Source organism: Ligilactobacillus hohenheimensis, assembly GCF_947381805.1.
In the GTDB taxonomy this organism is placed as follows: domain Bacteria; phylum Bacillota; class Bacilli; order Lactobacillales; family Lactobacillaceae; genus Ligilactobacillus; species Ligilactobacillus hohenheimensis.
The window spans coordinates 109,341-134,640 of record NZ_CANCXC010000001.1 but is presented as its reverse complement, the minus strand read 5'-3'; the positions used below and the strand labels follow the sequence as shown (position 1 = coordinate 134,640).

The 25,300-nt window shown below is 50.9% G+C and carries 24 protein-coding genes and 1 tRNA gene; 1 reads left to right on the top strand and 24 read right to left on the bottom strand.

The annotated features are described in order from the left end of the window. Window positions 1-22: 22 nt before the first annotated feature. From trxA to QOR60_RS00640, 15 genes are all read right to left on the bottom strand, one after another. Entirely contained in the window at window positions 23-334 is a 312-nt protein-coding gene (gene trxA / locus QOR60_RS00710) for a thioredoxin (RefSeq protein WP_283581444.1), read from the bottom strand. 81 nt (window positions 335-415) lie between these two features. Beyond that, complete coding sequence (locus QOR60_RS00705; protein WP_283581443.1) at window positions 416-2,785, bottom strand: endonuclease MutS2; 2,370 nt, start codon at window positions 2,783-2,785, stop codon at window positions 416-418. Between the two features lie 12 nt (window positions 2,786-2,797). After that, complete coding sequence (locus QOR60_RS00700; protein WP_283581442.1) at window positions 2,798-3,367, bottom strand: CvpA family protein; 570 nt, start codon at window positions 3,365-3,367, stop codon at window positions 2,798-2,800. A gap of 22 nt (window positions 3,368-3,389) precedes the next feature. After that, the gene (locus QOR60_RS00695; protein ID WP_283581441.1) at window positions 3,390-3,617 is read right to left on the bottom strand and encodes a cell division protein ZapA; all 228 of its coding nucleotides are present in this window, start codon (window positions 3,615-3,617) and stop codon (window positions 3,390-3,392) included. Window positions 3,618-3,630: 13 nt separating this feature from the next. Beyond that, window positions 3,631-3,975, bottom strand: coding sequence for a phage holin family protein (locus tag QOR60_RS00690; protein WP_283581440.1), 345 nt, complete (start codon window positions 3,973-3,975; stop codon window positions 3,631-3,633). Between the two features lies 1 nt (window position 3,976). After that, window positions 3,977-4,333 carry a PspC domain-containing protein gene (locus QOR60_RS00685; RefSeq protein WP_283581439.1) on the bottom strand — a complete coding sequence of 119 codons (357 nt, stop codon included), beginning with the start codon at window positions 4,331-4,333 and terminating at the stop codon, window positions 3,977-3,979. Next, window positions 4,330-5,403 (bottom strand): PDZ domain-containing protein, encoded by a 1,074-nt coding sequence (locus QOR60_RS00680; RefSeq protein ID WP_283581438.1) that lies wholly within the window; start codon window positions 5,401-5,403, stop codon window positions 4,330-4,332. Before QOR60_RS00680 ends, QOR60_RS00685 begins: the two co-directional genes overlap by 4 nt. 9 nt (window positions 5,404-5,412) lie before the next feature. Beyond that, window positions 5,413-6,532 (bottom strand): peptide chain release factor 2 gene (gene prfB, locus QOR60_RS00675; RefSeq protein ID WP_283581437.1). Its coding sequence is split into 2 segments (ribosomal slippage): window positions 5,413-6,459 and window positions 6,461-6,532, totalling 1,119 coding nucleotides; the frame shifts between segments, so codons are not numbered across the junction. Window positions 6,533-6,606: 74 nt separating this feature from the next. Further along, window positions 6,607-8,970 carry a preprotein translocase subunit SecA gene (secA, locus tag QOR60_RS00670; protein WP_283581436.1) on the bottom strand — a complete coding sequence of 788 codons (2,364 nt, stop codon included), beginning with the start codon at window positions 8,968-8,970 and terminating at the stop codon, window positions 6,607-6,609. Between the two features lie 168 nt (window positions 8,971-9,138). Next, on the bottom strand, window positions 9,139-10,839 hold the full coding sequence (gene argS / locus QOR60_RS00665) for an arginine--tRNA ligase (protein WP_283581435.1): 1,701 nt from the start codon (window positions 10,837-10,839) through the stop codon (window positions 9,139-9,141). A 238-nt stretch (window positions 10,840-11,077) separates the two neighbouring features. After that, a tRNA-Gly gene (locus QOR60_RS00660) sits at window positions 11,078-11,148 on the bottom strand. A gap of 48 nt (window positions 11,149-11,196) precedes the next feature. After that, the gene (locus tag QOR60_RS00655) at window positions 11,197-11,406 is read right to left on the bottom strand and encodes a DUF2187 domain-containing protein (protein WP_283581434.1); all 210 of its coding nucleotides are present in this window, start codon (window positions 11,404-11,406) and stop codon (window positions 11,197-11,199) included. Window positions 11,407-11,527: 121 nt separating this feature from the next. Further along, a complete protein-coding gene (gene hpf / locus QOR60_RS00650) occupies window positions 11,528-12,076 on the bottom strand; it encodes a ribosome hibernation-promoting factor, HPF/YfiA family (protein ID WP_283581433.1) in 549 nt (182 codons plus the stop codon). 139 nt (window positions 12,077-12,215) lie between these two features. Beyond that, window positions 12,216-12,893 carry a ComF family protein gene (locus tag QOR60_RS00645; RefSeq protein WP_283581432.1) on the bottom strand — a complete coding sequence of 226 codons (678 nt, stop codon included), beginning with the start codon at window positions 12,891-12,893 and terminating at the stop codon, window positions 12,216-12,218. Beyond that, window positions 12,890-14,206: a DEAD/DEAH box helicase gene (locus tag QOR60_RS00640; protein WP_283581431.1), complete on the bottom strand. Its 1,317-nt coding sequence runs from the start codon at window positions 14,204-14,206 to the stop codon at window positions 12,890-12,892. The genes QOR60_RS00645 and QOR60_RS00640 overlap by 4 nt, the downstream gene beginning before the upstream one ends. Window positions 14,207-14,269: 63 nt before the next feature. Here QOR60_RS00640 and QOR60_RS00635 point away from each other — a divergent pair, with 63 nt between their 5' ends. Further along, on the top strand, window positions 14,270-14,911 hold the full coding sequence (locus QOR60_RS00635) for a YigZ family protein (RefSeq protein WP_283581430.1): 642 nt from the start codon (window positions 14,270-14,272) through the stop codon (window positions 14,909-14,911). Window positions 14,912-14,987: 76 nt separating this feature from the next. Here QOR60_RS00635 and QOR60_RS00630 read toward each other — a convergent pair whose 3' ends face one another. The 9 genes from QOR60_RS00630 to QOR60_RS00590 all read right to left on the bottom strand — a co-directional run bounded on the left by QOR60_RS00630 (window position 14,988) and on the right by QOR60_RS00590 (window position 25,289). Then, complete coding sequence (locus tag QOR60_RS00630) at window positions 14,988-15,278, bottom strand: DUF1292 domain-containing protein (protein ID WP_283581429.1); 291 nt, start codon at window positions 15,276-15,278, stop codon at window positions 14,988-14,990. Window positions 15,279-15,293: 15 nt separating this feature from the next. Next, a complete protein-coding gene (gene ruvX / locus QOR60_RS00625; RefSeq protein ID WP_326520554.1) occupies window positions 15,294-15,737 on the bottom strand; it encodes a Holliday junction resolvase RuvX in 444 nt (147 codons plus the stop codon). 3 nt (window positions 15,738-15,740) lie between these two features. Then, on the bottom strand, window positions 15,741-15,998 hold the full coding sequence (locus QOR60_RS00620) for an IreB family regulatory phosphoprotein (protein ID WP_283581428.1): 258 nt from the start codon (window positions 15,996-15,998) through the stop codon (window positions 15,741-15,743). 182 nt (window positions 15,999-16,180) lie between these two features. Beyond that, complete coding sequence (locus tag QOR60_RS00615; RefSeq protein ID WP_283581427.1) at window positions 16,181-17,464, bottom strand: oligosaccharide MFS transporter; 1,284 nt, start codon at window positions 17,462-17,464, stop codon at window positions 16,181-16,183. A gap of 12 nt (window positions 17,465-17,476) precedes the next feature. Further along, complete coding sequence (locus QOR60_RS00610) at window positions 17,477-18,853, bottom strand: glycoside hydrolase family 32 protein (RefSeq protein WP_283581426.1); 1,377 nt, start codon at window positions 18,851-18,853, stop codon at window positions 17,477-17,479. A gap of 119 nt (window positions 18,854-18,972) precedes the next feature. Then, on the bottom strand, window positions 18,973-19,965 hold the full coding sequence (locus QOR60_RS00605) for a LacI family DNA-binding transcriptional regulator (RefSeq protein WP_283581425.1): 993 nt from the start codon (window positions 19,963-19,965) through the stop codon (window positions 18,973-18,975). A gap of 132 nt (window positions 19,966-20,097) precedes the next feature. Continuing rightward, window positions 20,098-22,740 carry an alanine--tRNA ligase gene (gene alaS / locus QOR60_RS00600; RefSeq protein ID WP_283581424.1) on the bottom strand — a complete coding sequence of 881 codons (2,643 nt, stop codon included), beginning with the start codon at window positions 22,738-22,740 and terminating at the stop codon, window positions 20,098-20,100. A 246-nt stretch (window positions 22,741-22,986) separates the two neighbouring features. Next, on the bottom strand, window positions 22,987-24,330 hold the full coding sequence (locus tag QOR60_RS00595; protein WP_283581423.1) for a DEAD/DEAH box helicase: 1,344 nt from the start codon (window positions 24,328-24,330) through the stop codon (window positions 22,987-22,989). Continuing rightward, window positions 24,330-25,289 (bottom strand): DHH family phosphoesterase, encoded by a 960-nt coding sequence (locus QOR60_RS00590; RefSeq protein WP_283581422.1) that lies wholly within the window; start codon window positions 25,287-25,289, stop codon window positions 24,330-24,332. The genes QOR60_RS00595 and QOR60_RS00590 overlap by 1 nt, the downstream gene beginning before the upstream one ends. Between the last annotated feature and the right edge of the window lie 11 nt (window positions 25,290-25,300).

The window sequence follows — 25,300 nt, the reverse complement described above, 5'->3', positions numbered from 1 at the left end:
CTGACCTGCTTATCACTCGGGTTTAATCCAAGTACTGTTCAATTTCCTTCTTCAGGGCTTCCTTTGGGTGGTAACCCACGATCGTATCGACGACCTTCCCGTCCTTCTTAATTAACATGGTCGGAATACTCATGATCCCAAACTGCTGGGCTAACTCCTGATTTTCGTCCACGTCGACCTTACTAAACTGCACGCGGTCACCCATCTCGTCGTCAAGCTCCTCGACAACCGGTCCCTGCATCCGGCACGGACCACACCACGTTGCCCAGAAGTCGGTAAACGTTACACCATGCGCGGTTTTTTCTTCAAAATTCTTCGTCGTTAACTCTTCCATGTTAACCCCTTCTTTCTTACTTTTCGTAAGTAATTATACCACAGTTCCCATTTTCCGGCACATCAGATGCTTCCGGTGAAACTACTTAAAGTGTACCACCGTTGCACCGTTTCCGCCCGCATTCGGGGCTGCAAAGTTAAAGCTCTTCACCGCCGCATTGTTCTTCAGGTAATTCGTAATTCCCGTCCGCAATGCACCGGTCCCCTTTCCGTGCACAATCGTGACCGACTGGTACCCGGCCAAAAGGGCTGCATCCAGATAGCGGTCAACCTTCGTCATGGCGGCATCGTACCGTTCCCCCCGTAAGTCCAGCGTCGGTGAGACGTGGCTTGCATGGGCCGTCTTGACGGTTGTGTGGGCCCGTTTTCCGGCTGCCTCCTTGCGCGGTGCACTCACCTTTTCCAAATCCGCCTCGTCAATCTTCATCTTCAAGATTCCCAGCTGGACTTCCCACTGGTGACTTCCCGCTTTCCGAAGAAGGACGCCCCGCTGGCCGTACGACTTAACAAGAACGTCATCGTTGGCATGAAAGGCGTGCTGTTGTTTAGCCCGACGCAGTACCCGGTTCTTTCTTAACGTCGGGTTCTGCTCCAAGGCGTTCAGCTTCCCCTGGGCCGCAATTAACTTGTCTTCCTTAACGGTAGCGTGGTGCTCGTTCCGCATCCGCCGTAAGTCACTAATAACGGCGTTGGCCTTCTTCTTCGCGTCGGCAACCAGTTCGTTAGCGGACCGTTTGGCCTGGTTCATCAGTTGCTCGCGTTCGTTGGTAAACTGGGTAAACCGCTTGCTTAAGTCAGCGTGCAGCTCCTCGGCTGCCTTGAGGTTTTTACTGAGTGCCACCTGGTCATTTTCAAGCCGCCGCCGTTTGGCTACCAAATCAGCAATCATATCATTAAGATCCTGGTTATCGTCGGCGGTTAAATTCCGGGCCGCCGCAACCACTGTCGGATCCATCCCAAGCCGTTGAACAATATCAAACGCGTTACTCCGCCCGGGAATTCCAACTAACAAGTGGTACGTCGGCTGAAGCGTTTCACTATCGAATTCCATCGAAGCGTTAATCGTCCCCGGCCGTTCGTACCCGTAGGCCTTTAACTCCGGGTAGTGCGTCGTTGCTACTACAAAACTCCCCCGGGCGCCAATCGCATCCAGGATGGCAATCGCTAACGCCGCCCCTTCCTGGGGGTCCGTTCCGGCCCCAAGTTCATCAAACAGTACCAGGGCACGGTCATCGGCCTGCCGCATAATTGACACGATGTTTGTCATGTGCGCGGAAAACGTACTAAGGCTTTGCTCGATGGACTGTTCATCCCCAATATCAGCGAAGATATCGCTAAAGACGCCAATTCGACTGCCTTCAGCTGCTGGAATAAACAACCCAGACTGTCCCATCAGCTGGATTAACCCAAACGTCTTCAGCGTAATCGTCTTTCCCCCGGTGTTGGGACCGGTAATTACCATTGCCTGGTAATCCGCCCCGATCGCGAGGTCGTTTTTCACCGCCCGCTTAGCATCCAGTAACGGGTGCCAGGCCTGCCGGAGATACACGTTATTTTCGGGAGAAATGGCTGGTTGGGTTGCCCGGAGTTGTTTAGCATACCGGGCCTTGGCGTTAATAAAATCAAGCTTTCCTAAGACCGTTGCGTTTGCCGCCAGTTCGTCCGTATACGGCGCAAGGAGCGCTGACAATTCCGCCATAATCCGCCGCACTTCCTCAGCAGCTGCTAACTGCTGCTGCCGGAGCCGGTTGTTCAGGGCGACAATCCGTTCTGGTTCCACGAAGAGCGTTTGCCCCGATGCACTCTGATCGTGGACAACGCCACCAAACCGACCACGGTTTTCTGCCCGCACCGGAATAACGTACCGGTCGTCCCGCAACGTAATAACCGCATCGCTGAGGTACTTGGCGTTTGCTCCGTGCGTGTAACTGTTTAGTTCCGTCCTGATATTGGCTTCCGTGCTGGTAATCTGGTGCCGCAGCCGCTTTAATTCTGGGGAAGCATCGTCGGTGACGTGCCCGTCAAATTCAACGGAGCGGATCAACCGCTTCCCAATTTGGGGAAGGATGACCAACTGTTTGAGAAGCTGCGAAATAACCGGCAGCTGCGCATCCTGTTCTGCAGTCAACTGCTTAAAAAACACCCGTACTTCGTTTGCCGCACGGAGCACCCGGGCAATTGAGGCCAGTTCCTTCCCGTTAAGGGTAGCGCCCACCTTGAGCCGTTTTAAGGCGGGAGTAATCGTGACTAGCTGGGGAAGGGGAATCCCGCCCTTCAAGCGAAGAACGTCCATTCCGTCCTGAGTCCCAGCCAGTTGCTCCTTCACCCACGCTAAGTCCGCGTGGGGGGTTAACTGGTCGACGAGCTGTGCACCCATTGCCGTGGTCGTCTCTTCCCGAACGGCCTGTTTAATTTTTGCATACTCTAAGGTAACTAGGGTTTTCTTATTCATCAATCTGTCCCCCTACGGCTGTTGTTCGTTGATAACGGGTTGCTGACCAGAATTTCCCTGTTCTGCGGGAGTAACGCTATTCGCTGTCATGGCCGACAACCCCGGGGTCTTCGTCAACATGACGTTTGCAACCGTTGATGCATTCACCGCCTGCCGGACGGATGCCGCCGGCCACACGCTTAACAACAGCAGACCGCCAAAAATAACCACGTAGGCCGTCAAAAATGACAGCACCGCTCCCGCTAACCGGTTAAGTGTTGCGAGAATCGGCAGGTTTGCAATCCGGTTGAGCGCCCGGATGACAAACCGCGCAATAATCCCGCAAATAATCGCTACCACCCAGAACGCAACGAACTTATAAAACATCAAGTTTAAATTAACATGCCAAAAGAGCCAGTTCCCGGTATTTGCAACCGCGGGAAAAATTCCCGCCAGAAAATGACCAACCGTCCCGGATAACCGGATACTGATAATGAACGTAACGATTACACTAATAAAATTCAGGATTCCCCGAATCAATCCCCGGCGATAACCATGCCGCAATGCTAATAATAGTAACAGAACAATAATTACGGAAACCATCCCGTCAACCTCCTAACGGCATTTACTCCTTCTCTTTTTGTTGGAGCGCAAGCTGGTCGGCAACCGCATTAACGGCCGTCAAAATTGCCGCCCGCTCATCCGAAATTCCGGGCATCTGCTCTTTAATCGCTGCCAATTGCTGGTTTACTACCCCCACCACGGCATTCATCCGGGCCGTGCTGGCCTCCCCGATAATGATGTATTCCTTGCCGCCAATCTTCACTTTAAACCGGCGCTTATTTTCCGTCATTTAATTCGCCTCACTAATCCGCAAAATAGTTTGTAATTACCACGTTAACCGCACTAATAATTAACGCCACTACGAGCGCCCACCCAAAGTTGGCAAAGGCAAACGCCCCGCCGACTACCAGGGCGGTTAACTCCAGCATCGCCGCATTAATCACCCACGAGAAAAGGCCCAGCGTTAGGACAGTGATTGGTAATGAAATGACCGTCAACAACGGCTTAACCACCATGTTAAGGACACTCAAAACAACGGCCGCAACCAGGGCAACCCAAATGTTGGCCACGTGAAAGCCTGCCGGGAAAAAGCCTGCGGCCGCCAAGAAAATAATGGCGTTAATAATAATTCGTTTCCAAAAACCCACGTTAATCGTCCTCCCGGTGTTCATGAACATCCCGTTCGTGAACATCAGTAATAATCTTTCTTCCTGATTGACGCTTCTGCCGTGCAGAAGTGGTCGTCCGATTAGCAAACATATCGGTCCACGTTGACTGCGAATGGGACCGCTCCTCGTCTTCCGGCGCCCCCATTAGCAGGTAACATACCAGGTATAGCCCCACCGGTAAAACAACCATCCGGGGGAATAACATGCAGATTACGGTCACCCCGACCCATGCTGCACGCAGGTAGTTTGTCCTAATTCCCCAGTGGGCCGCTAACCCACCACAAACGCCTAATAAAAATTTATCTTGTGCTGACCGGCGAATCCGGGATTCCTTCATTTTAGCTCACCTACCCGTGAATAAACCGCTGCGGGAAACGTTACAATCCCCACTTCATGAGGAACGCCCGCATATAAACTGCTCTCAACTAACTTCATGTCCCCCGTCATTGTCCGGACGCGCAACCGACAGTACGCCGCGCTCCGTTGCAGGGCCGCGTACAGCTCCCGGTGATTGTAAACCGGCACATCGTTGCACGTTACCACAATATCACCCGGCCGGAGTCCCATCCGCGCTGCCGGGGTTGCCGGATGAACGGCAACCACCCGGATTCCATCCGTTGCGGCCGTCACCACCGGGGAATGATGGTGGATTCGCCACCATTGATTGCCAATATCGTAACAGCTCACCACTACCAACGCAATACTTAGCCCCCACTGAAGCCCCCCGCTTCCAGTAAGACTTCCTCCAAGAGCTAACCCGCACTGAACAGCGGTCACCGCTTGAAGGTGGCGTACCACCGGCGTTGGCGTCTTTTCCTGAATCACCCGGTGAATTCCGACCGGCAAAAACAGGATGACGGGAAATGTCCCATGCCGGGTTCCCATCATCACTATCACCGGTAAGACGGTTGTCTCCCGCCACTCGTACCGGGCAAAAAAGTGGTGCCGCCGGTTTCTCACCATCCGGGGGCTCACTTTCCGGCCACCAAATAAGCTCAGGATCAACTGGGTGAAGTAAATAAACACCGCACATACCAAAACCGCATGCAGCACGCCCACGTTCCTAGTAAGTAGTGCTAACCCTACCGGAGCGCAGATTAATAGCGGTGTTAAGTTTTGCCACCAGTTAGTGAGGGCCACGCCTCCCGCAAGCAGGCTAAAGAAAAGCACCCACTTCCAGTTTACGGTCACCCGCACCAGAAGCGTCCCTCCAATTCCGAGGAGGAGCGTCCCACAAAGGGCCACGATAAAGTGCCGCCCCTCAAACCAGTCCCGGTCAACGGCTTGCCGCCATTGACGCCGTTCCTGGTGAATTCGTACCACGTAATTAATTCCGGGCATCAATCCGCCCAACCATAATAATGGATTAAACACGATTGCTCCGAAGAGCCACCCAATCACTTTCATTACTAACTCCTACTGGGGATTTTGCTGCTGCAGTTTCCATTGAAGGTATGCGTTAATGAACGGATCCAAATCACCGTCCATGACCGCCTGACCATTCCCCGTTTCATAGTTGGTCCGGTGGTCCTTAACCATTGTGTACGGGTGAAAGACATACGACCGAATCTGGGAACCCCACCCAATTTCGAGCTGTTCCCCCTGGATGGCAGCCTTTTTCTTAGCTTGCTCTTCCAGCTTCATCTGGTAAAGCTTTGCCCGCATCATCTTTTCTGCGGTTGCCCGGTTTTGGAACTGGGACCGTTCCGCCTGACTAGAAGTGACAATTCCAGTTGGAATGTGGATTAACCGCACGGCGGAGGACGTCTTATTGATGTGCTGGCCCCCCGCACCACTCGAGCGGAAAACTTCCATCTTGATGTCTTCTGGCCGGAGTTCGACCTCAACGGAGTCATCAAGTTCGGGCATCACGTTCACCGATGCAAACGAGGTATGCCGGCGGCCCGCCGCATCAAACGGCGAAATCCGCACCAGCCGGTGAACCCCCTTTTCACCCCGCAGGTAACCATACGCGTTATCGCCCTTAATCAGGAGGGTCACGCTCTTAATGCCGGCTTCATCTCCCACCTGGTAGTCCGCCGTTTCAACGGTCAACCCGTGCTGGTCAGCCCACCGCTGGTACATCCGAAGGAGCATGCTTCCCCAGTCCTGGGACTCGGTCCCCCCAGCCCCCGGATGGATTTCCAAAATAGCATTGTTCTGATCATACGGTTCGTTTAACAGCATCCGCAACTGATAGTCTGCGAGCTGCTTTTTGGCCGCCGTAAAATCTGTGTCCAACTCCGCTTGCACATCCGGATCAGTGGGATCCTCCGCCAACAGCTCACACAAGACGGTCAAATCCTCCAGCGCTGCACTAAGCTGATTGTAATTATCATACTTCGCCTTCAACTGATTGTTGGCGGCAATCACTTTTTGGGCGGCCTGCTGGTCATCCCAGAAACCTGGTGCGGCCATCTGGTGTTCGTTATCGGCAATTTCCTCCGCTAACCGGTCTAAGTCAAAGAGACCTCCCAAAGTCTGCGACTTTTTCGTTCATTGCCTTGATTTCACGCCGGTAATCACTTAATTCCATTCACAATCTCCTCCGTCTAAAAAGGAGGCTGGGATTCTCATCCGCGCCTCCCCGTTATGTCTCGTTTCCTTCGACTACCGCTTAACGTTTTGCCGGATTTCCGCCTTCAGGAACAACCGTGTAACGTCCGCTTCGATGTCAGCAACCATTTGTTCAAACATCGTAAACCCGTCAGACTGGTATTCAACCAGCGGATTTAACTGCCCATAACCCCGTAGTCCGATTGACTGCCGGAGCTGGTCCATCTCATCGATGTGGTCAGTCCACTGCGTATCAACCACCCGCAGAATGCAGACCTTTTCAAACTCAAGCATCTGCTCCGGATCAGGTAACTGGTGCTGTTTCTCGGCATAAACTTCCTCGGCCCGTTCGTCCAGGTAGTCCATGATTTCCTGCGGATCCTTGTCTTCAAGATCATCAAGGGCAATCGTATCCTCCTTCACCATGCTTGACTGGGCAAAGTCGAGGATAGCCTCTAAGTCCCATTCATCCTTATTCCCCTGGGTGTGCACCTCAACAACGTGCTTAACGGTCCGCTTAATCATTGGCATAATTACCGGTTTTAAGCTTTCCTCTTCCATGATGACCTGCTGACGCTGGGCGTAAATTACTTCCCGCTGAGCCCGCATAACGTCATCGTACTGCAGAACCTGTTTCCGCGTGTCGTAGTTGTTCCCTTCAACCCGCTTCTGGGCGGACTCAACCTGCTTGGTAATCATCCGGGACTGGATAACCGCATCGTCGTCAGCCACCTTCATCTTCTCTAACACGGCCTTGATCTTTTCGGAACCAAAACGCAGCATTAAATCATCCTCAAGTGAAAGGTAGAACTGACTCAATCCTGGGTCCCCCTGCCGGCCGGACCGTCCACGGAGCTGGTTATCAATCCGCCGGGACTCGTGCCGTTCCGTTCCGATCACCGCCAGGCCCCCGACTTCCCGGACTCCTGGCCCAAGTTTAATATCAGTTCCCCGGCCGGCCATGTTCGTCGCGATGGTGACAGCGCCCTTTTGCCCCGCATTAGCGACAATTTCGGCTTCCTTAGCGTTATTTTTCGCGTTTAAGACGGCGTGCGGAATGCCTTCCTTGTCAAGTAACCCTGACAGGTACTCGGACGTTTCAACGGCAACGGTCCCAACCAAAATTGGCTGCCCCTTCGCGTGCCGCTTCTTGATATCCTCAACCACCGCCGCAAACTTACTCTTCAGCGTTGGGTACAGGAGGTCCGCCTTGTCCTTCCGGATAACCGGCTTATTAGTTGGAATTGCGATGACTTCCATGTTGTAGATTTCACGGAACTCTTCCTGTTCCGTCTTAGCCGTCCCCGTCATCCCGGAGAGCTTCTTGTACATCCGGAAGAAGTTCTGGTACGTGATGTTGGCCATCGTCTTGGTTTCGTCTTCAATGTTGACGCCTTCCTTGGCTTCAATTGCCTGATGGAGCCCATCAGAGTACCGCCGACCGTCCATAATCCGCCCGGTAAACTGGTCAACAATCAGGACTTCGCCGTCACGGACAACGTAGTCCTTATCCCGTAACATAATGTAGTTGGCCCGCAGTGCGTTATCCAGGTGGTGCGTTAACGCCGTATTATCCGGATCAAACAGGTTCCGGAGGGCAAAGTACTTCTCCGCCTTCTGAATCCCCTGCTCTGTCAGGGAGACGGTCTTTGATTCCAAATCAATCTTAAAGTCGTCTTCCTTGGTTAAGGTTTTCGCAAACCGGTCCGTCCGCTTGTAAAGGGCGGTCTTCCCGGTTGATTGCCCCGAAATAATCAGTGGTGTCCGGGCCTCATCGATCAGGATTGAGTCCACCTCATCGACAATCACAAAGTTTAACGGCCGCTGAACCATGTCTTCCTTGTAGACCACCATGTTGTCCCGCAGGTAGTCAAACCCAAGTTCACTGTTCGTCGAGTACGTAATGTCACAGTTGTACGCCTGCCGTTTTTCTTCAGGAGACTTGTTGGTAGCGTTCAACCCAACGGTTAATCCTAACCACTCGTACAACTCACCCATTTCCGAGGCATCCCGGCCAGCCAGGTATTCGTTAACCGTCACCACGTGGACTCCCTTACCAGCAAGGGCGTTTAAGTAAACCGGCATCGTGGCCGTCAGGGTTTTCCCTTCCCCGGTCTTCATTTCGGCAATGTTTCCTTCATGGAGGACAATCCCCCCGATAATCTGCACCCGGTACGGGTATAACCCAAGAACCCGTTTTGCCCCTTCCCGGCAAACCGCAAAGGCTTCCGGCAACAGTTCATCAAGGGTTGCCCCCTTCGCATACCGTTCCTTTAATGCAGGCGTCTGTGCTTTCAATTCCTCATCGGATAAAGCCGCCATCTTATCAGCAAGTGCCTCAACCTTATCGGCAATTTTTCCGAGGCGCCGCAGTTCACGTTTATCACTTTCGACCCATTTTTTCAGGATATTTGCCATTGATTTAATCCCTTCTCAGTCGTGTATTTTCTCGTCCCGGCACATGGCCGTAATTCAACAGAATATCAATCCTCATTCTAGCATTATTTCCGGATTAGAAGCAAGAAGCGAAAAGAACAACAAGGAGGATGAACTAACGTCACCCTCCCTGATAATAATGCTTTTTTGTTACATTTCGTCTGGTGCTTGAACACCCAAGAGCCGCAGCGCTTCCTTGAGAACCAGGGCAACACATTTAACAAGTGCTAACCGTGCGTCCCGGCCGGCATCCTCCGTCAAAATCCGGGAGTGTGCGTAGTACTTGTTAAACGCCTTCGCCAGGTGGAGGGCGTACTTCGCAACCACGGATGGTTCGTATTCCTCCATTGCCCGCGCGATCACTGTTGGGAAGTCACCTAACAGCCGCAGGGTTTCCCAGGCCTGCGGATCATCAACGGCCAACGCCTGATCAGCAGATAACACAGGGTTCCCTGCTTTCCGCAAAATACTCATTGCCCGAGCATGGGAGTACTGAACGTACGGCCCGGTTTCCCCTTCAAAACGCACAACTTCATCCAGGTTAAAGTCAAAGTTGTTCAGTCGCTCGTTCTTCAGATCGTGGAAGACCACCGCACCAATTCCGACAGCATTCGCAACCGCATCCTTATTCGCCAGCATCGGGTTCTTGGCAGCAATCTGTTCCTTGGCCAACCCAATTGCGTCGTTCAGCACCTGATCAAGGAGCACAACATGCCCCTTTCTGGTTGACATCTTCTTGCCATCCTTGGTGATAAGGCCAAACCCGATGTGGTGAATTTCATCCGCCCAGTCGTACCCCATCTCCGCTAAGACGGCTTTTAATTGATCAAAGTGGTTAGTTTGTTCGTTCCCAGCCACGTACAGGGACTGAACAAAGTTGTACGTCCGCTTCCGGTATAGGGCCGCCGCCAAATCCCGGGTAATGTAAAGGGTGGCGCCATCTGACCGCATAATCAGTGCCGGGTTAAGGTTGTACTTCCCCAGGTCAACAATCTGGGCGCCCTGGCTTTCGTGTAACAGCCCCTTTTGCTTCAGCAGGTCAACAACCTCATCCATCTTGTCGTTGTAGAAGGCTTCCCCGTTGTACGAATCAAAGTCAATTCCTAACTTCTTGTAAATCCGCATGAACGACTTCAATGACTCTGAGCGGAACCACTTCCACAACCGGGTTGCTTCCTCATCACCGTCTTCAAGGCGCTTAAACCAGTTCCGCCCCAGGTCATCAAGTGCCGGATCCTTTTCAGCTTCTTCATGGAACTTCACGTAGTACCGTAACAGGGTGTTAATCGGGTCTTGCTTGACCTCTTCTTCACTCCCCCACAGCGTGTATGCCGCCATGAGCTTTCCAAACTGGGTTCCCCAATCCCCCAGGTGGTTAATCTTAATGGGACTGTAGTTCGTCTTCGCAAGCAACAGTGCAATTGCGTTCCCGATTACGGTTGACCGGAGGTGGCCCATCGAAAACGGCTTGGCAATGTTTGGTGAAGACATATCAACCGTCACGTTCCCGCCATGGCCAAGGTCCTGGTCACCGTAGTGTTCCCGTTCCTTGAGGATCGTTGCTAAAATTTCCCGGCTGTACGCTGCCTTATCCAGGAAAAAGTTAACGTACGGTCCCGCAGCTTCGATCTTCTCAAACCCCGTTTGGTCAAGCTTGGCGACTAAGTCAGCCGCAATCTGCTGCGGAGCTTTGTGGAGGGTTTTGGCTAAAATAAATGCCGGGAAAGCGTAGTCGCCCCGCGCGATTTCCTTAGGAACCTCAATCTTATCCATAATTTCTGCTTCAGCAGGGGCCTCCGCACCAAGCGCAGCGGAAATCCGGGCCGCAATTTGTTGCTTGTAATCTACCATTTTTACTCCTTTCAGCAGAAAACCCCGTCCCTTTTATAAAGAGACGAGGCTTCCCGCGGTACCACTCTAATTGATTTTCAATCCACTTTGATATTTAACTGCACCCTCAAAAGCCCGTTTCCTGCAGGCCGAACACCCGGCTTCCACCATCCCGGACTCGCTTTAGCCCCCTTCTGCAGTACTCTTCTTTCTCGCTGGGTATAAAAAAGGCATCCCACAAGCAATGAGATGTCACTTAAGCGGATGACGAGAATCGAACTCGCGATGCCAGCTTGGGAAGCTGGAGTTTTACCACTAAACTACACCCGCATCGAACGAAAATCAGTATACCATACTCATTTTCGCTTGTCATGTGAATTACGAAATTTTTTTCATGTTCTTCTGGGCAATGATTACCCGCTCATGGTAATCGCTAACGGCAATCCGGTCCTCATCATCGTACTTAGTAATGGAGACCAATCCTGAATTATCGTATAGTTTCTCCAAGGTACCCTCAAAGTCGTGCTTCAAAGACCCCATCTTCTTGCAGGCGACCTTATCACCAACCGCTAACTTTGCTTTTGCCATTACATATCACCCCTCGTAGTACGTCTGATACTATCAAATTTATTGCCACCGTGCAACTTTTTGAAACGCTAAAAGCGGAGCTCCCCAAGAACCCCGCTTTTTCATGTTACCAAAGTTAATGTTAATCAGCAGCTTCAATCATGCCGTACCGCCCATCACGCCGCTTGTAGACAATGTTAACGTCCGACGTTTCGGCATCGCGGTAGATAAAGAAGTTATGCCCTAACATGTTCATCTGCAGGATTGCTTCTTCAGCATCCATCGGCTTTAGGGCAATGTTCTTGTTCCGAACAATCTCAAACTGCTGGTCTGATTGTTCTTCATCCGTCGCAGGCGTCACAAAGGCCATGTTCTTAACGCCCTTTTCCCGTGACTTCCGGTTAACCTTTGTCTTGTACTTCTTGATCTGCCGAACAAGTTTATCAGTAACTAAGTCAATACTTGCGTACATGTCAGAAGAAGTTTCCTCAGCCCGCAGAACCAGGTACGGTAACGGGATTGTCACTTCAACCTTTGCGGTCTTATCAGGATAAACCTTTAAGTTGACGTGGGCAGTTGGCTTCGTCGCATCAGCGAAGTACTTTTCCAACTTAGCTAACCGCTTCTCCACGTATTCCCGAATTGCTGCCGTAACCTCGATATTCTCACCACGAACGTTGTACTTTAACATAGTACCCTCTCCTTTCGCACGTAAACGCATTCGAATGAACGCGCTTACTAACGCGGTGCAAGTGCATCTCGTTTACATCTATATTATATGATAAAGCGCTACCGGAAACAATTATCATCATCAATAATTATTCATTTTCTTACCGGGCAAGGGTAACCGACCGAATATGCTGGACCCCCACAGTAGCCAGTGCTTCCCGCGCGTGGTATAACGTCCGCCCCGTAGTATAAACGTCATCGACTAGCACAACCCGGGAAAAACGCGCCGCCGTTGGCTTGGCCTGAAATGGTTGGGGTGTTTGCAACCGTGCACCGCGGGTCTTAGTGCTTTGCTTTTGGTGGTGTGAATGAATCGTCATCAGGACTTCCTTAACGGAAAGTCCGGTAAGAAACCCGGCCACCTGGTTAAACCCGCGCGTTTGCCACGTCACTTCATCAACTGGCAACGGAACGTATACCCATCCCTGCCAGCGGGGATACCATTTTGCCAGTGCAGCCTGAAGCTCATCACTAAATATCCGGCGGAGCCGATAATCCCCCTGAAACTTATACCGCTGCATGTAAGTCCGCATTGCATTGTTATACACGTACAGTGCCCGGTTACATAGTAGAGCCGCCTGCTTAGCCTGCCATTGGCGACAGTCCGGACACATTCCAGGCCACCTGCGCCCACAACCCGAACACGTTGCCCCGGCAATCCGCACAAACTCCCTGCGGCAGGAAGAACACAGGTAGTTATCCTGGACCTGTTGCCACGATAAAACCCAGCTGAAAGAAAGCGTGACCTTTAAGGAACCGCCACATAATAAACAGTTCACCGGGCCATCCTCCGCGCAGTCCGGTTAAGGGTACAAATTTGCCGGCGGGCAGCGCGCACCACTGGCGTTATTCGGGCACAGCCAAATAAAACTGTTCCCGTTGGTGCAGTGGGCGAACGTCCCACCCGGCCAGCAATTTGAACAAGGGCTGCAACGGTAAACACCGGATCATCCGCTCCCAAAATAACGACCTGGACTCCCGGAAAAGTTACTCCCCGTTCAAGAATCGTTGTCGTCACTAGATACTGCACCTGCCGCTTCCGCATCGCTGTCACCTTTTCCTGGCGGCGGGGGTCGGCCGCGTAAACACTCGTTCCCCGCCAGGTTGGAAATTGGCGCTGGATTGCCCGTAGAACCGGTTTTAGCCACCGAATCCGGGGAACAAAAATTAATACTGGAAAATGCCCGCGCCACTCCGCTAACGTCGCCTGAATTTTTGTGGGCAACATCCGCCGGTAAATTAACCGTTCCCACCGTCCCAAACGAACGAGGTGGGGTTCCGGAAGGGGGTGACCGTGGTAGCGGGCAGGAAGGACCCCAACTTGGAAGTGATGCCGCCGGACAATTCTCAGTAACCGGGCTGACGGGGTTGCGGTAAGGAGCAGGATTGCCGCGTTCTTCTTAATGGCCCGGGCAGCTGCGTAGTGTAACCCCTTATCCGTGATAAACGGAAAAGCATCCACCTCATCAATCACTAAAAGGTCAAATGCCCGGTAAAACCGCAAGAGTTGGTGGGTAGTTGCGACCACTAGTTGCGTGTACCGGTACGGACCAGGTTCATCCCCAGTAAGGAGAATAGCAGTCACCGCCGGAAACGCTGCCCGTAACCGGGGGAAAAGTTCCCGACAAACGTCAATTCTGGGCGTAACTATTCCAACCCGCCAGCCAGCAGTGAGGCCTGCTGCCAGACCAGGAAAAAGCATTTCTGTTTTCCCAGCACCCGTTACCGCCCAGACCAAAACGCGTTGGCGGCGTTCAACGGCCTGCTTAATCTTCGCTGCTAAGCTGGCCTGCGCGGGTGACAACCGCCCCCGCCACGTACACTGACCGCCCCCGGGACGAAATTTATTGGGCTCAGGAATAGTGTATAATGAGGCCAGCGTACTGACCCGCCCAAGTTGTATACATTGGGGACAGTAGGCGTGGTGGCGGGGGAGCTGCCCCCGCCACCACGTTACTTGGCCGCACCGCAGGCACCACACTAGTGGCCCCCACCGCCGAATTACCGGAAGCTGCTGAACGTGCGGGTCACCACTTAACCCAGCGGGTAGCGGGCCCGGAACCAGCCGCCCGAATAGTTCGCTTTTTTCCATCCCAATTCCCCCTTCACCTTATAACTACGCTAAAAGGGGGATAATCAATCGGAGGAATTTACTTTGACAACGTATTACACGATTACAACTCCCGGCAAAGCCACCCTCACAATCAAAAAATCAACGTTTATTTGTCGGATTACCCGGACCACTTCCCAGGAAGAAGCTGCCGCCTTTATTGAAAAGGTTAGTGCGACTGAACACAAGGCCCGCCATAACTGCTTTGCCACCGTCATCGGTGACAACGATCAGTTTCAACGAATGAGTGATAACGGTGAACCTTCCGGAACGGCCGGCGTCCCTATTTTAAGTACCCTCCAGCAGCACCATCTCCATGACATTACGGCGGTCGTAACCCGCTATTTTGGGGGAATTAAGCTCGGAACCGGAGGACTAATCCGGGCTTACCGGAGAGCCACGAGTGCCGCAATCGACGCAACGACCATCATGACCCGCCGCTCCCAACAAACCGTCACCATTACGACTGACTATGCGCGGTTCCAGGTTCTCCAAAATTACCTGCAAGCGCACCACATTCAACTGTTAAAGAACGACTACACGACGACCGTCACCACAACAGTGACCCTCCCGGCGGACCAGGTTTCAGCCTTCAGTCAAACAATTACGAACCTTCTTTCCGGTCAGGTAACGCTTCAAGCTGGCGAGATCCATCCGACGTATGTTCCGGCAAATCTTACCCATTAAAAATGAGGTTAGAACCCTGGTAAGTTCTAACCTCATTTTTCATCATGCTTTTAGTGCTTCTAGGCAATTCCAAGCACTACTGCATGTTTTCGTCGTTCAGGAACGTGTCAAGTACGCCTTCAACCATGTCCCATTCATCATCGTCATCAATTTCAAACAGGTCTGCGTCCTTTGCTTCCCCGTTTTCACCCGGCTTGAACGAAAAGGCCAACACGTCCACCTGCTCGTCTGGTGCGGCATCGGCCGGAACCAGCAGGATGTACGACTTCCCGTAGTCCTCCGAATCAAACGTAAACAGAATACGGTAAAGGCTCTCGTTGCCCTGATCATCAACCAACGTAATTAAGTCGTCCTGTTCCTGTGCCATTTAATCTCCTCATTTCTAATTTAGTTTCGTCGTCAACGGCCCCTTCCGGTCAAGGTATCCTTGTAAAATCAAGCTCGCCGCCAACTTATCAATGACCTTCTTGCGCTTTGCCCGGGAGGTATCCGCCTGCTCAACCAGCATCCGTTCGGCCGCAACGGTCGTGAGGCGTTCATCCTGGTAATCAACCGGCAGGCCAAACCGTTTCTTGAGTAGTTCACCGTAATGCCGGGCTGCTTCTACCCGGGGACCCTCCGTATTATTCATGTTTTTGGGTAACCCCACGACAAAAGCACTCACATCATGGTCGGTAACAAGGGTGGCAATTCGATCAAGGCCGAACTGCTCCTCTTCTTCATTAATGGGAACAATTTCAACCCCCTGAGCAGTCCAGCCCAGAAGATCACTCACTGCTACGCCAACGGTCCGTGAACCGACATCTAATCCCATCAACCGCCCCACGGACTATCCCTCCTTGTTCAGGTATGACCGCACAAGCTCCTCAATGATTTCATCTCGTTCGTGCTTCCGGATCAGGTTACGGGCATTGTTTAGCCGCGGAATGTACGCTGGGTCACCCGACAAAAGGTAACCAACAATCTGGTTAATCGGGTTGTACCCCTTCTCCTCCAGCGCACGGTAAACGGTCACGAGCGTATCATGAACGCTTTGCGGGTTATCAGCATCAATGTTAAAGAATACCGTTTTATCAGTTGGTTTCATCATGCCACCTCCGAATCCGATTTCCAATGATTAGCCTTAGTATACCATATGTCTATCATTGCTTTCACAACCGAATTCCAAAGTACCCCCTCTTGAAATTATCTGCTTGAAATGTAGATTGAACATCAATAAAGGAGATGGAACCAATCACCCATCTCCTTTAACACTAGTCAATCACTTAATTACCCCTCGTCGGTTAATGGTTGTCCATTAACGTCTTGATTATCCTTCTTCAAGAAAATCAGGGCATAAATTCCAGCAACTACCACAATCCCAGCAATAACAATAAACGTACTCTGGTAACCGATTTTATCATGAAGCATTCCTAACGGCGTTGAAAAGACAATCTGACCAATCTGCCCAGCGATATTAGACCCCACCATATAAACCGTTGCAGAGATTCGTGTATCGAAATGCAGCGTAATGTAACGGAACATTGCCAGCGCAAAAATTGCTGTTTCAGGTGCGTGTAATAACTTAATGCAAGAAATTCCTAATGGATTAGTAACCAGGCCACAGCCCCCAATCCGAACGACCATAACACAAACACCAATTAATAATGTTTTGCGAACCCCAATCTTTTTCATTAACAATGGAATCAACGCCATCATAATTGATTCCAAAAAGACCTCAATTGAGTTCAACACACCATACGCCTGTTCTCCCAATGCGGGAGTTGCAAAAAACTTCGTAAAGAATTGTGGAAACATTTGCTGATCAAACACGGTATAAAATGATCCACTCAAAATAATAAAAATGATAATCTCCCAAAGGGCAGGAAGCTTAAATACCTTGAAAATATCACGCAACGACGGAATAGTTTCCTCATCATCAATTACCTTCCCAGAGTATTTATATTCCTGGACGTATTTCTGGTTATTCTCAGGATGAACAAATAACAGAACTAAAAGTAAAACAAACGCAAAAGCGGAACTTAGCCAAAAAACAATATACGGACTAATTGTAAAGAGATAGCCTGCAGCCAAAGCAGCAATTGCGTATCCAAATGAGCCCCAAGCCCGCGCTTGACCGTATAGAAAGTCATAACGACGACTCATCCGTTCAACAAGTGCTTCAAATGTTGGTGATGCTGCCAAAAAGGCTAGTGATAAGTACAATGAACCTACTACCGCTCCAACCATAAAGTGATGATGTAACATCGGGGCATAAATCCACGTAAAAAACGGTCCTAAACACATTTCAAGCACAGCACAGAATATTAATAACTTCCGCTTAATACCAAGTTTGTCCTGAATCATTCCATAAATGAGCATTAAAATTAAGGTAATCGCAGAGTCAAATGAATAGATTGTCCCAACCTGCGCACCACTAAATCCTAATTTATTAGTTAGCCAAATTTGGAAAAACGACCACCAGATGCCCCATCCCATAAAGAACATCAGCATTATAAATGAATTGCTCAAATAAAAAGGATTTCGTAAATTCTTACCGATTTTCCCCTTCATTAAAATCTCCCCCTAGTATAAATTAGCCTGTGCATCAAGCCGGTAACCAACAGCATTTACCCCACCAGGTAATCTTAGTGTCGGCTGCTCATCCCAATAAACCCGTTCGGTGAAGGTTGCTTCACCATCATTAATAAATATTTCAATAGAGCTTGTATCCAAAAGAACGTGCATTCTCAACAGTTCGTCGTCAACAATCACCGCCCGTTCGTCCCTTTGTGCATTATGAATAACAATTCGCCCATGTTCGTTCACAACGCTAAAACGTTGATCCTTACTTTCTAACGCGAATAGCTCGCCATTTCGATGACGACCGTAATTCAGTACCAATTCACTTTGATTTGGAACTTTGACTGTCGTAACATCAGTGGTTTGCTTGTTAATAACCTGTTCTTTTCTAAGTGCCTTAATTTCACGGACTGGCTGCTGATATATTTTGTTCCCAATAAGGGTTAATTCTCTCGGGAACGTAATTGCTCCGCACCATCCATCTGCCTGCTCCTTAAACGACGAGTCCCAAGCATTTAACCATGCCACCATAATCCGGCGGCCATCCGGTGTAAGAGTTGTTTGGGTTGCATAGAAATCATGCCCATGGTCAATTTCAACAAACCGATTCCGCTCAAACTCCCCTGATAACTCATCATAATTTCCTACAAAATATCCCGTTTGATTTTCATTTAGGAACCGATCACCTACAGGCTGGAGACCCTGTGGCGAACACAGCAACACATCTTCACCATTTAACGGGAAGAAATCAGGGCATTCCCACATAAATCCTTCCTGCTTACTATCCAGCGCCCGGGATAAAGCGGTAACAAATTGCCACGAAAGAAGGTCGTTTGACCGGTATAACAGAACTCTTCCACACTTATTCTTATCCTGACTCCCAACCACCATATTAAAGTGGTCGTTTTCACGCCACACCTTTGGGTCGCGAAAATGCTTAGTATTATCAGCCGGCGGGTGCGCAATTACTGGGTTGTTCTGATACTTTACAAAATGAATACCGTCCTCACTATAAGCAACATTTTGGGTTTCATAAAAATCGTCATTTTGCTTATCAATATAATGATGTCCGGTATAAATCAGCCATAACTTGTTATCGTGAACGATTGCGCTCCCCGAAAAACAACCGTCCTCCTGATCGCCCGGAACCAAGGCAACGGGAAGGGTTTCCCAGTGAACTAAATCCTTACTCCGTGCGTGGCCCCAATGCATTGGTCCCCATTCCGCAGCATCAGGATAGAATTGATAAAACAAATGATAATAACCCTTAAAGAAAGTAAAGCCATTGGGGTCGTTAATCCAACCACCAGCAGGCATTAAATGATATCCTAGGCGGTAACGATTATTTGTAACGTTTATCATCAAATCACTTCTTTTCACGAATATGATAACCGGTTGACATATTAGCGCTAAATTTTAGGCGACATTCGCCACGTCTTTAAGATAGCGCTTTCAAAAATGTATGTCAACCGGTCGCCATAATATTTTTCAATTCATTTCTACGCTGTCGTTCCCCGCACTAAATCTACGGGCAAAACTATTGAGTCAGCTTTTTGCCCTTTTAGCCGTTGCTTAAGAAGCCGTACAGCTGTCGCTGCCATTTGGTTTATCGGCTGTTGAATAGTCGTTAAATCCGGGTATAACAACCGTGTCATATCAGCACCATCGTAACCAACAATCTTTAAATCCTGCGGAACTCTCTTCCCACATTTTGCGGCTACAGCAACCAACATTGCCGCATCGGTATCATTTCCCGCAAAAATTCCATCAACTTGCGGGTACGTTTCAAATAGCTGCTCAAACTCGTCACTTTTTTCATCAGCACTAAGAGAAAAATCAAACCGCATAATATGAGGCGTCATCCCTGCTTCGGTCATTGCCTGTTTATAACCGATTTCACGGTTATGTGCGGGCGTTTCTAATTTCTCTGGACCATTAGTATGAACGATAAACCGGCAACCATCATCAATCAAAAGCTCTGTCGCAAGCCGCCCGCCCTGGAGATTATCAGACGATACAACCGGAACATCAGTGTTCACGATCCGGTCAATCGCCACCACTGGGAGATTAGTGTGTTGGTATTCTTCAATCCCAATATTATGGGCCCCAACAATCAATCCATCAATCTGGTGTGATAACAATTGTTCCAAGTAGTCAGCTTCCTTTTGCGGATTATTTTGACTGTTTCCCACTAACACTTTGTATCCATGCTCGTAAAGTTCGTTCTCTAGCCGCGCTTCCAACTGCGCAAAAAATGGATTATTAACCGTTGGAAAAATTAGTCCGATAAGCCCCGTGTTTTGGTTGTAAAGCTGGCGGGCGACAGCATTAGGACGATAATGCAGCTTCTCCATTGCTTCATGAACGCGAGCAATTGTTTGTTCACTAAGATAGCCCCGCTTGTTTAATACACGCGACACTGTTGTTTTGGAAACCCCTGCTACCCTGGCGACGTCATCTAATTTCGCTTTTTTATTGTTTTTATTAACCATTTCGTTATTCTCCATTCACTACCATTCATTATAACGTACGTCAGCGGCCGTACTACTACCAGGAATAACAAAATACCCTAGAGTATTACTCACCCCTAGGGTACCTAAACCACATATTATTACAGTTATCCGTTACTGCTGTGCAACCCATTCAGCTGCCTGCTTGAGGGCATCCTGAATACCAGCCGGCTTCTTTCCCCCAGCCTGAGCGAGGTTCGGCCGGCCACCGCCACCGCCGCCAACGAGCGGGGCAATCGCCTTAATCAGGTCACCGGCCTTCAAGCCAGCCTTAACCTGGGCGTCACTCATCGCGGTGATGAGGTTCACCTTCCCGTCTTCCGTGGCCGTTGCCAGTATCAAAATATCTGAGTAGCCGTTGGCCTTCCACTGGTCAGCAAGTTGCCGGAGCTGGCCCATCCCAGAAACATTTACCTGAGCGGCAATCAACGTCTTCCCGTTGATTTCTTGAACATCCTTAAAGACGTCCCCCGCCTGCTGGGAAGCAAACTTATCTTCTAGGGCCTGCTTCTCCCGCTCAAGTTGCTTGATGGTTCCTTGCAACTGATCAACACGTTCTGGTAAGTCCTTGACCTGAACGACCTTTGCCTTTGCGGCAGCCGTCGTCAGCAAGTCATCGTGCTGTTTCAGGTACTCGTACGCTTCCTTGGACGTCACCGCCTCAATCCGGCGGGTGCCGGCCCCTACCCCGGATTCAGAAACAATCTTGAAGAGTCCCAGTTCACTCGTGTTATCAACGTGGTTTCCCCCACAGAATTCCATCGAGTAATCGCCGGCTTTTACCACCCGCACGGTGTCGCCGTATTTCTCCGAGAAGAGGGCGATGGCGCCCATTTTCTTAGCGGATTCAATGTCCGTCACAACTGTTTCTACCGGAAGAGCGGCCCAAATCTTTTCGTTGACAATCTGTTCAACCCGTTCAAGGTCCTCCGGCGTAACGGCTCCCAGGTTAGTGAAGTCAAACCGCAGGTATGTTGGTTCAACCAGTGAACCCGCCTGGTGCGTGTGGGCACCTAAAACGTCCCGGAGTGCCTGATCCAGCAGGTGCGTTGCGGTATGGTTCTTCTTCACCTTGTTATGGAACTCCCGGTCGACTTCAAGGCTGTAGGTATGCTCCCTTACCAGTGGGCCAAGCACCTTCACCGTATGCATGTTTTGCCCGTTTGGTGCATGTTGTACGTCCGTAACACGGGCAACAACCTCACCGTCTTCGTCCTTAATGACCCCCTGGTCAGCGACCTGGCCACCCATCTCGGCGTAGAACGGGGTCTTGTCAAAGATTAACTGGGCCTCGCCCCGGGTGGTTTGGTCAACCAGTTCGTTGTTAACGATGATGTCCTTTAACGTCCCGTCAATGCTTAACTGGTGGTAGCCTACGTATTCACTCGGCGTCTTAATGTCGGTCAGCAAGCCGTTCTGTACGCCCATTGACTTGGCGTCACTCCGGGCAGCCCGGGCCCGGTCTTTTTGCTCCTTCATGGCAGCGTCAAACCCAGCCTGGTCAACCGCCATCCCCGCATCCTGAGCGTACTCCTGGGTTAACTCAAACGGGAAGCCGTACGTGTCATACATCTTGAACGCCCCGTCGCCCGGGATTTCCGTCTTTCCGGCCTCTTTGGTTTCTGCAATCAGGTCATCCAGCAGCTGCATTCCCGCCGTCAGGGTTTCGTTAAATCGTTCTTCTTCCATCCGGATAACCTTCTGGATGTAATCTGCCTGTTCAAGCACTTCTGGGTATGCAGACTTCATAATTTCCCCAACAACCGGAACCAGTTTGTAAAGGAATGCGCCCTTGATTCCAAGCTTTTGTCCGTGCATGACCGCCCGCCGGATTAACCGCCGAATAACGTAGCCCCGCCCTTCATTGGAAGGTAAGGCGCCGTCACCAATCGCAAAGGTTACCGCCCGAATATGGTCAGCAATGACCTTAAACGAAACGTCGGTCTCCGGGGCATCCCCGTACTTTACGCCGGTACCCATTGCTGCCGTGGCGTCCATGATTGGTAAGAACAGGTCCGTTTCAAAGTTGGTCGGAGCGTTTTGGAAAATGGAAACAATCCGTTCCAACCCCATCCCGGTATCAATGTTCTTATGCGGAAGTGGCTCGTAGCTGTCATCCGGTTTGTGGTTAAATTCGGAGAACACGATGTTCCAAATTTCCAGGTACCGTTCGTTTTCGCCGCCCGGGTAATTTTCCGGATCATCCTCGGCAACGTTGTTCATTTCCTGGCCACGATCATAAAAAATCTCGGAGTCCGGGCCACTTGGTCCCTGGCCAATGTCCCAGAAATTGTCCTCAGCTTCGTAGATATGGCCCGGAAGAACCCCGACTTCCTGCCAATACCGCTTAGCATCCGTATCCTTCGGGTAAACCGTCACGTACAATTTTTCCGGGGCGAACGCAAACCAGTCAGGACTAGTAAGTAATTCCCACGCCCACGTGATGGCTTCCTCCTTGAAGTAGTCCCCCACGGAGAAGTTCCCCAGCATTTCAAATAACGTGTGGTGCCGGGCAGTGTGACCCACGTTTTCGATATCATTTGTCCGAATTGACTTCTGAGAACTGGTAATCCGATGATTCTTCGGCACAACCGTCCCGTCAAAGTACTTCTTCATCGTCGCCACCCCAGAGTTAATCCACAAAAGGGTTGGGTCATCGTGCGGAATTAACGGCGCACTCTTCTTAACGTCGTGTCCCTTACTCTTAAAGAAGTCCAGGTACATCTGGCGGACCTGCGCACTTGTCAACTTTTTCATGGTAACAATTCCTTTCTGACGATAAAAAACACCGTTACAACGTAAGGACGCCTTTGCGCGGTACCACCTTACTTGCAACGATGCTCATCGTCTACCTCTTAATGGTTAATTCATTCAGTTTTAAGCCAGGGAGCACGGCCTGCCTAATTCTAGATTCGTCGCACCACCAGAATCCTCGCTGCAGAACACCGGCAGACCGCATATCCTGTCGCGTTTAAGAATAGCAAACGTCCCCTCGGTTGTCAATTACCAGTTATCCCTGCGCTGTTTACGCTGGGCCCGCATCTTCTGGCGCCGTTCAATCCGCCGTTTTTGCTGGGCGTCCTTGGCAATTGCCCGCTTAATCTTCTTCTTATAGCCCGGCTTATGCTTTTTCTTGGCCTTCTTAACCATTCCTCGTAGTTGCGGATCCATGTGATCCTGCCGTTTTCCCCGCTGCTGGCGCCGGCGCCGATCGTACGTATCCACTAACCGGTCGTTCTTTAATTCCTTCGGTTTGAAATGGATTCCCATTCCTTCAAGTTCCTGGATTTTACTGTCATCACCCGGCCCATACAGGGTAATTGCCGTCCCGGAAAGTCCGTTCCGGCCAGTCCGCCCAACCCGGTGAACGAAGAATTCCAGGTCCTGGGGTAAGTCGTCGTTGATTACCAGGGAAACCCCTTCAATATCAATTCCGCGGGCTGCAAGGTCCGTCGCCACCACGTACTGGTATTCCATGTTGTGGATTGCCCGCATCACCCGCTTCCGTTCGCGGGGCTGAATCCCCCCGTGAACGGTGGCAATACGCAATCCCTGGTGCCGCAGGTAGGTGCTGAGTTCATCAGCCCGTTCCTTGGTATTAGTAAATACCAACGCCAGGTACGGCTCACCCATGGTAAGCAACTTCAAGATCAGTTGGTTCCGATCCCGGCCCTTCGTTGACAACAAGAAATTATCAATCGTTGGGCTAATGACTTGCTGGTTTTCCACAACTTCGACGACCGGGTTTTCCATGTATTTCCGTAAAAACGGGCGGAGTTTTTCAGGAATCGTGGCAGAGAAGACCATCATTTGCAGGTCACGCGGCATTGCACCGGCAATGGCATCTGTTTCTGCCAAAAAACCCAGGTCAAGGGTCATGTCCGCCTCGTCAACCACCAGCATTTGCGCCCGGTGAACGTCAAGCGCCCCGCGGCGAATCAGGTCGTTAATCCGCCCAGGAGTTCCGATCACAATGTGGGGCTGCGTCCGCTGGAGTTTACTGATTTGCCGCTGCTTATCGGTCCCCCCGACGTAGTTTTGTACCACGATTGCCGGATTAAACCGCACAATCTGCTTAGCGGCATCATAAATCTGGTAGGCAAGCTCCCGGCTAGGCGTCGTAATCACAGCCTGAACCACCTGGGTATGGGGGTCAACCGCATTAAAAATCGGAAGAAGAAACGTGTGCGTCTTCCCGCTCCCGGTCTGGGATTGACCCACCACGCTCTTCCCCGCCATAATCGTTGGGATTAGGCGTTGCTGCACCTCCGTTGGGTGGGTGAAATTAATCGCCGCTAACGCCTTGTTGATAAACGGCTGAAAATTAAAATCTGCAAAGGTCGCCATTACTGGTGTTCCTCCTCGTACTTTGCTGCTAAGGCATCTAACTCAGCGACGTAGTCCGGAATTTGCTCCTCATCGTGCAAAACGGCCCCACTTGCCAGGGGATGCCCCCCACCATCGTGCTTCTTTGCCAGTTCGTTGATCACTGGGGCCTTCGACCGAATCCGGAGCCGGTACGTCCCGTCCCGCTGTTCAACAATCACGGTCCAGCATAATACATCCGCAATCATCCCTGGCAGGGAAACGGCGCTTGACGTGCCAGCATCCTTGATTCCTAACCGTTCAATATCCTCCAGCTTAATTACAACAAAGGCGGCATGGTGCTCCGTAATCTCCATGTTCTGGTATACAAACGCAGCTAAGCGCGCCTCGGGCAGGGAAATATCGCTTAACTTCCGGTTAACCGCCGGCGCGTCAATCCCCTGCCGGAAAAGTTCAGCAACAACCTCCAGCGTGTGCGGGGTCGTGTTATCGTACATGAACCGGCCAGTGTCCCCCACAATCCCGGCGTACAGCATCCGGGCTGCTTCGGGCGTCAGATGCAGTTTCCCGTGGCTTGCAGTCACGAGATCCACCACCAGTTCGGACGTACTTGATGCTTCCGGAACCACCCAGTTTAACGGCGCGTACTGGTCCTCTGCCGGGTGGTGGTCAATTTTAATGAGATCAGCCCCCGTCGTATACCGGGCATCATCAACCCGCGGGGCGTTTGCCGTATCCAGAACAATCACCAACGCATGCTGGTAAACTGCATCGTCAACCGTTTGTTCCTTCGCAATCCAATCTAGGCTGTGGACGTCCTGGCCAACCTGATAGACCTGTTTGTCCGAAAAACTTGCCCGCAAAATGGTCGCTAACCCTGCCTGGGAGCCGACCGCATCCGGATCCGGCCGCTGGTGGCGGTGAATAATAATCATTGGTGCCGCTTCAATCTTGCTAATAATTTCGTCCTGTACTGTCATCCTTATCGGTC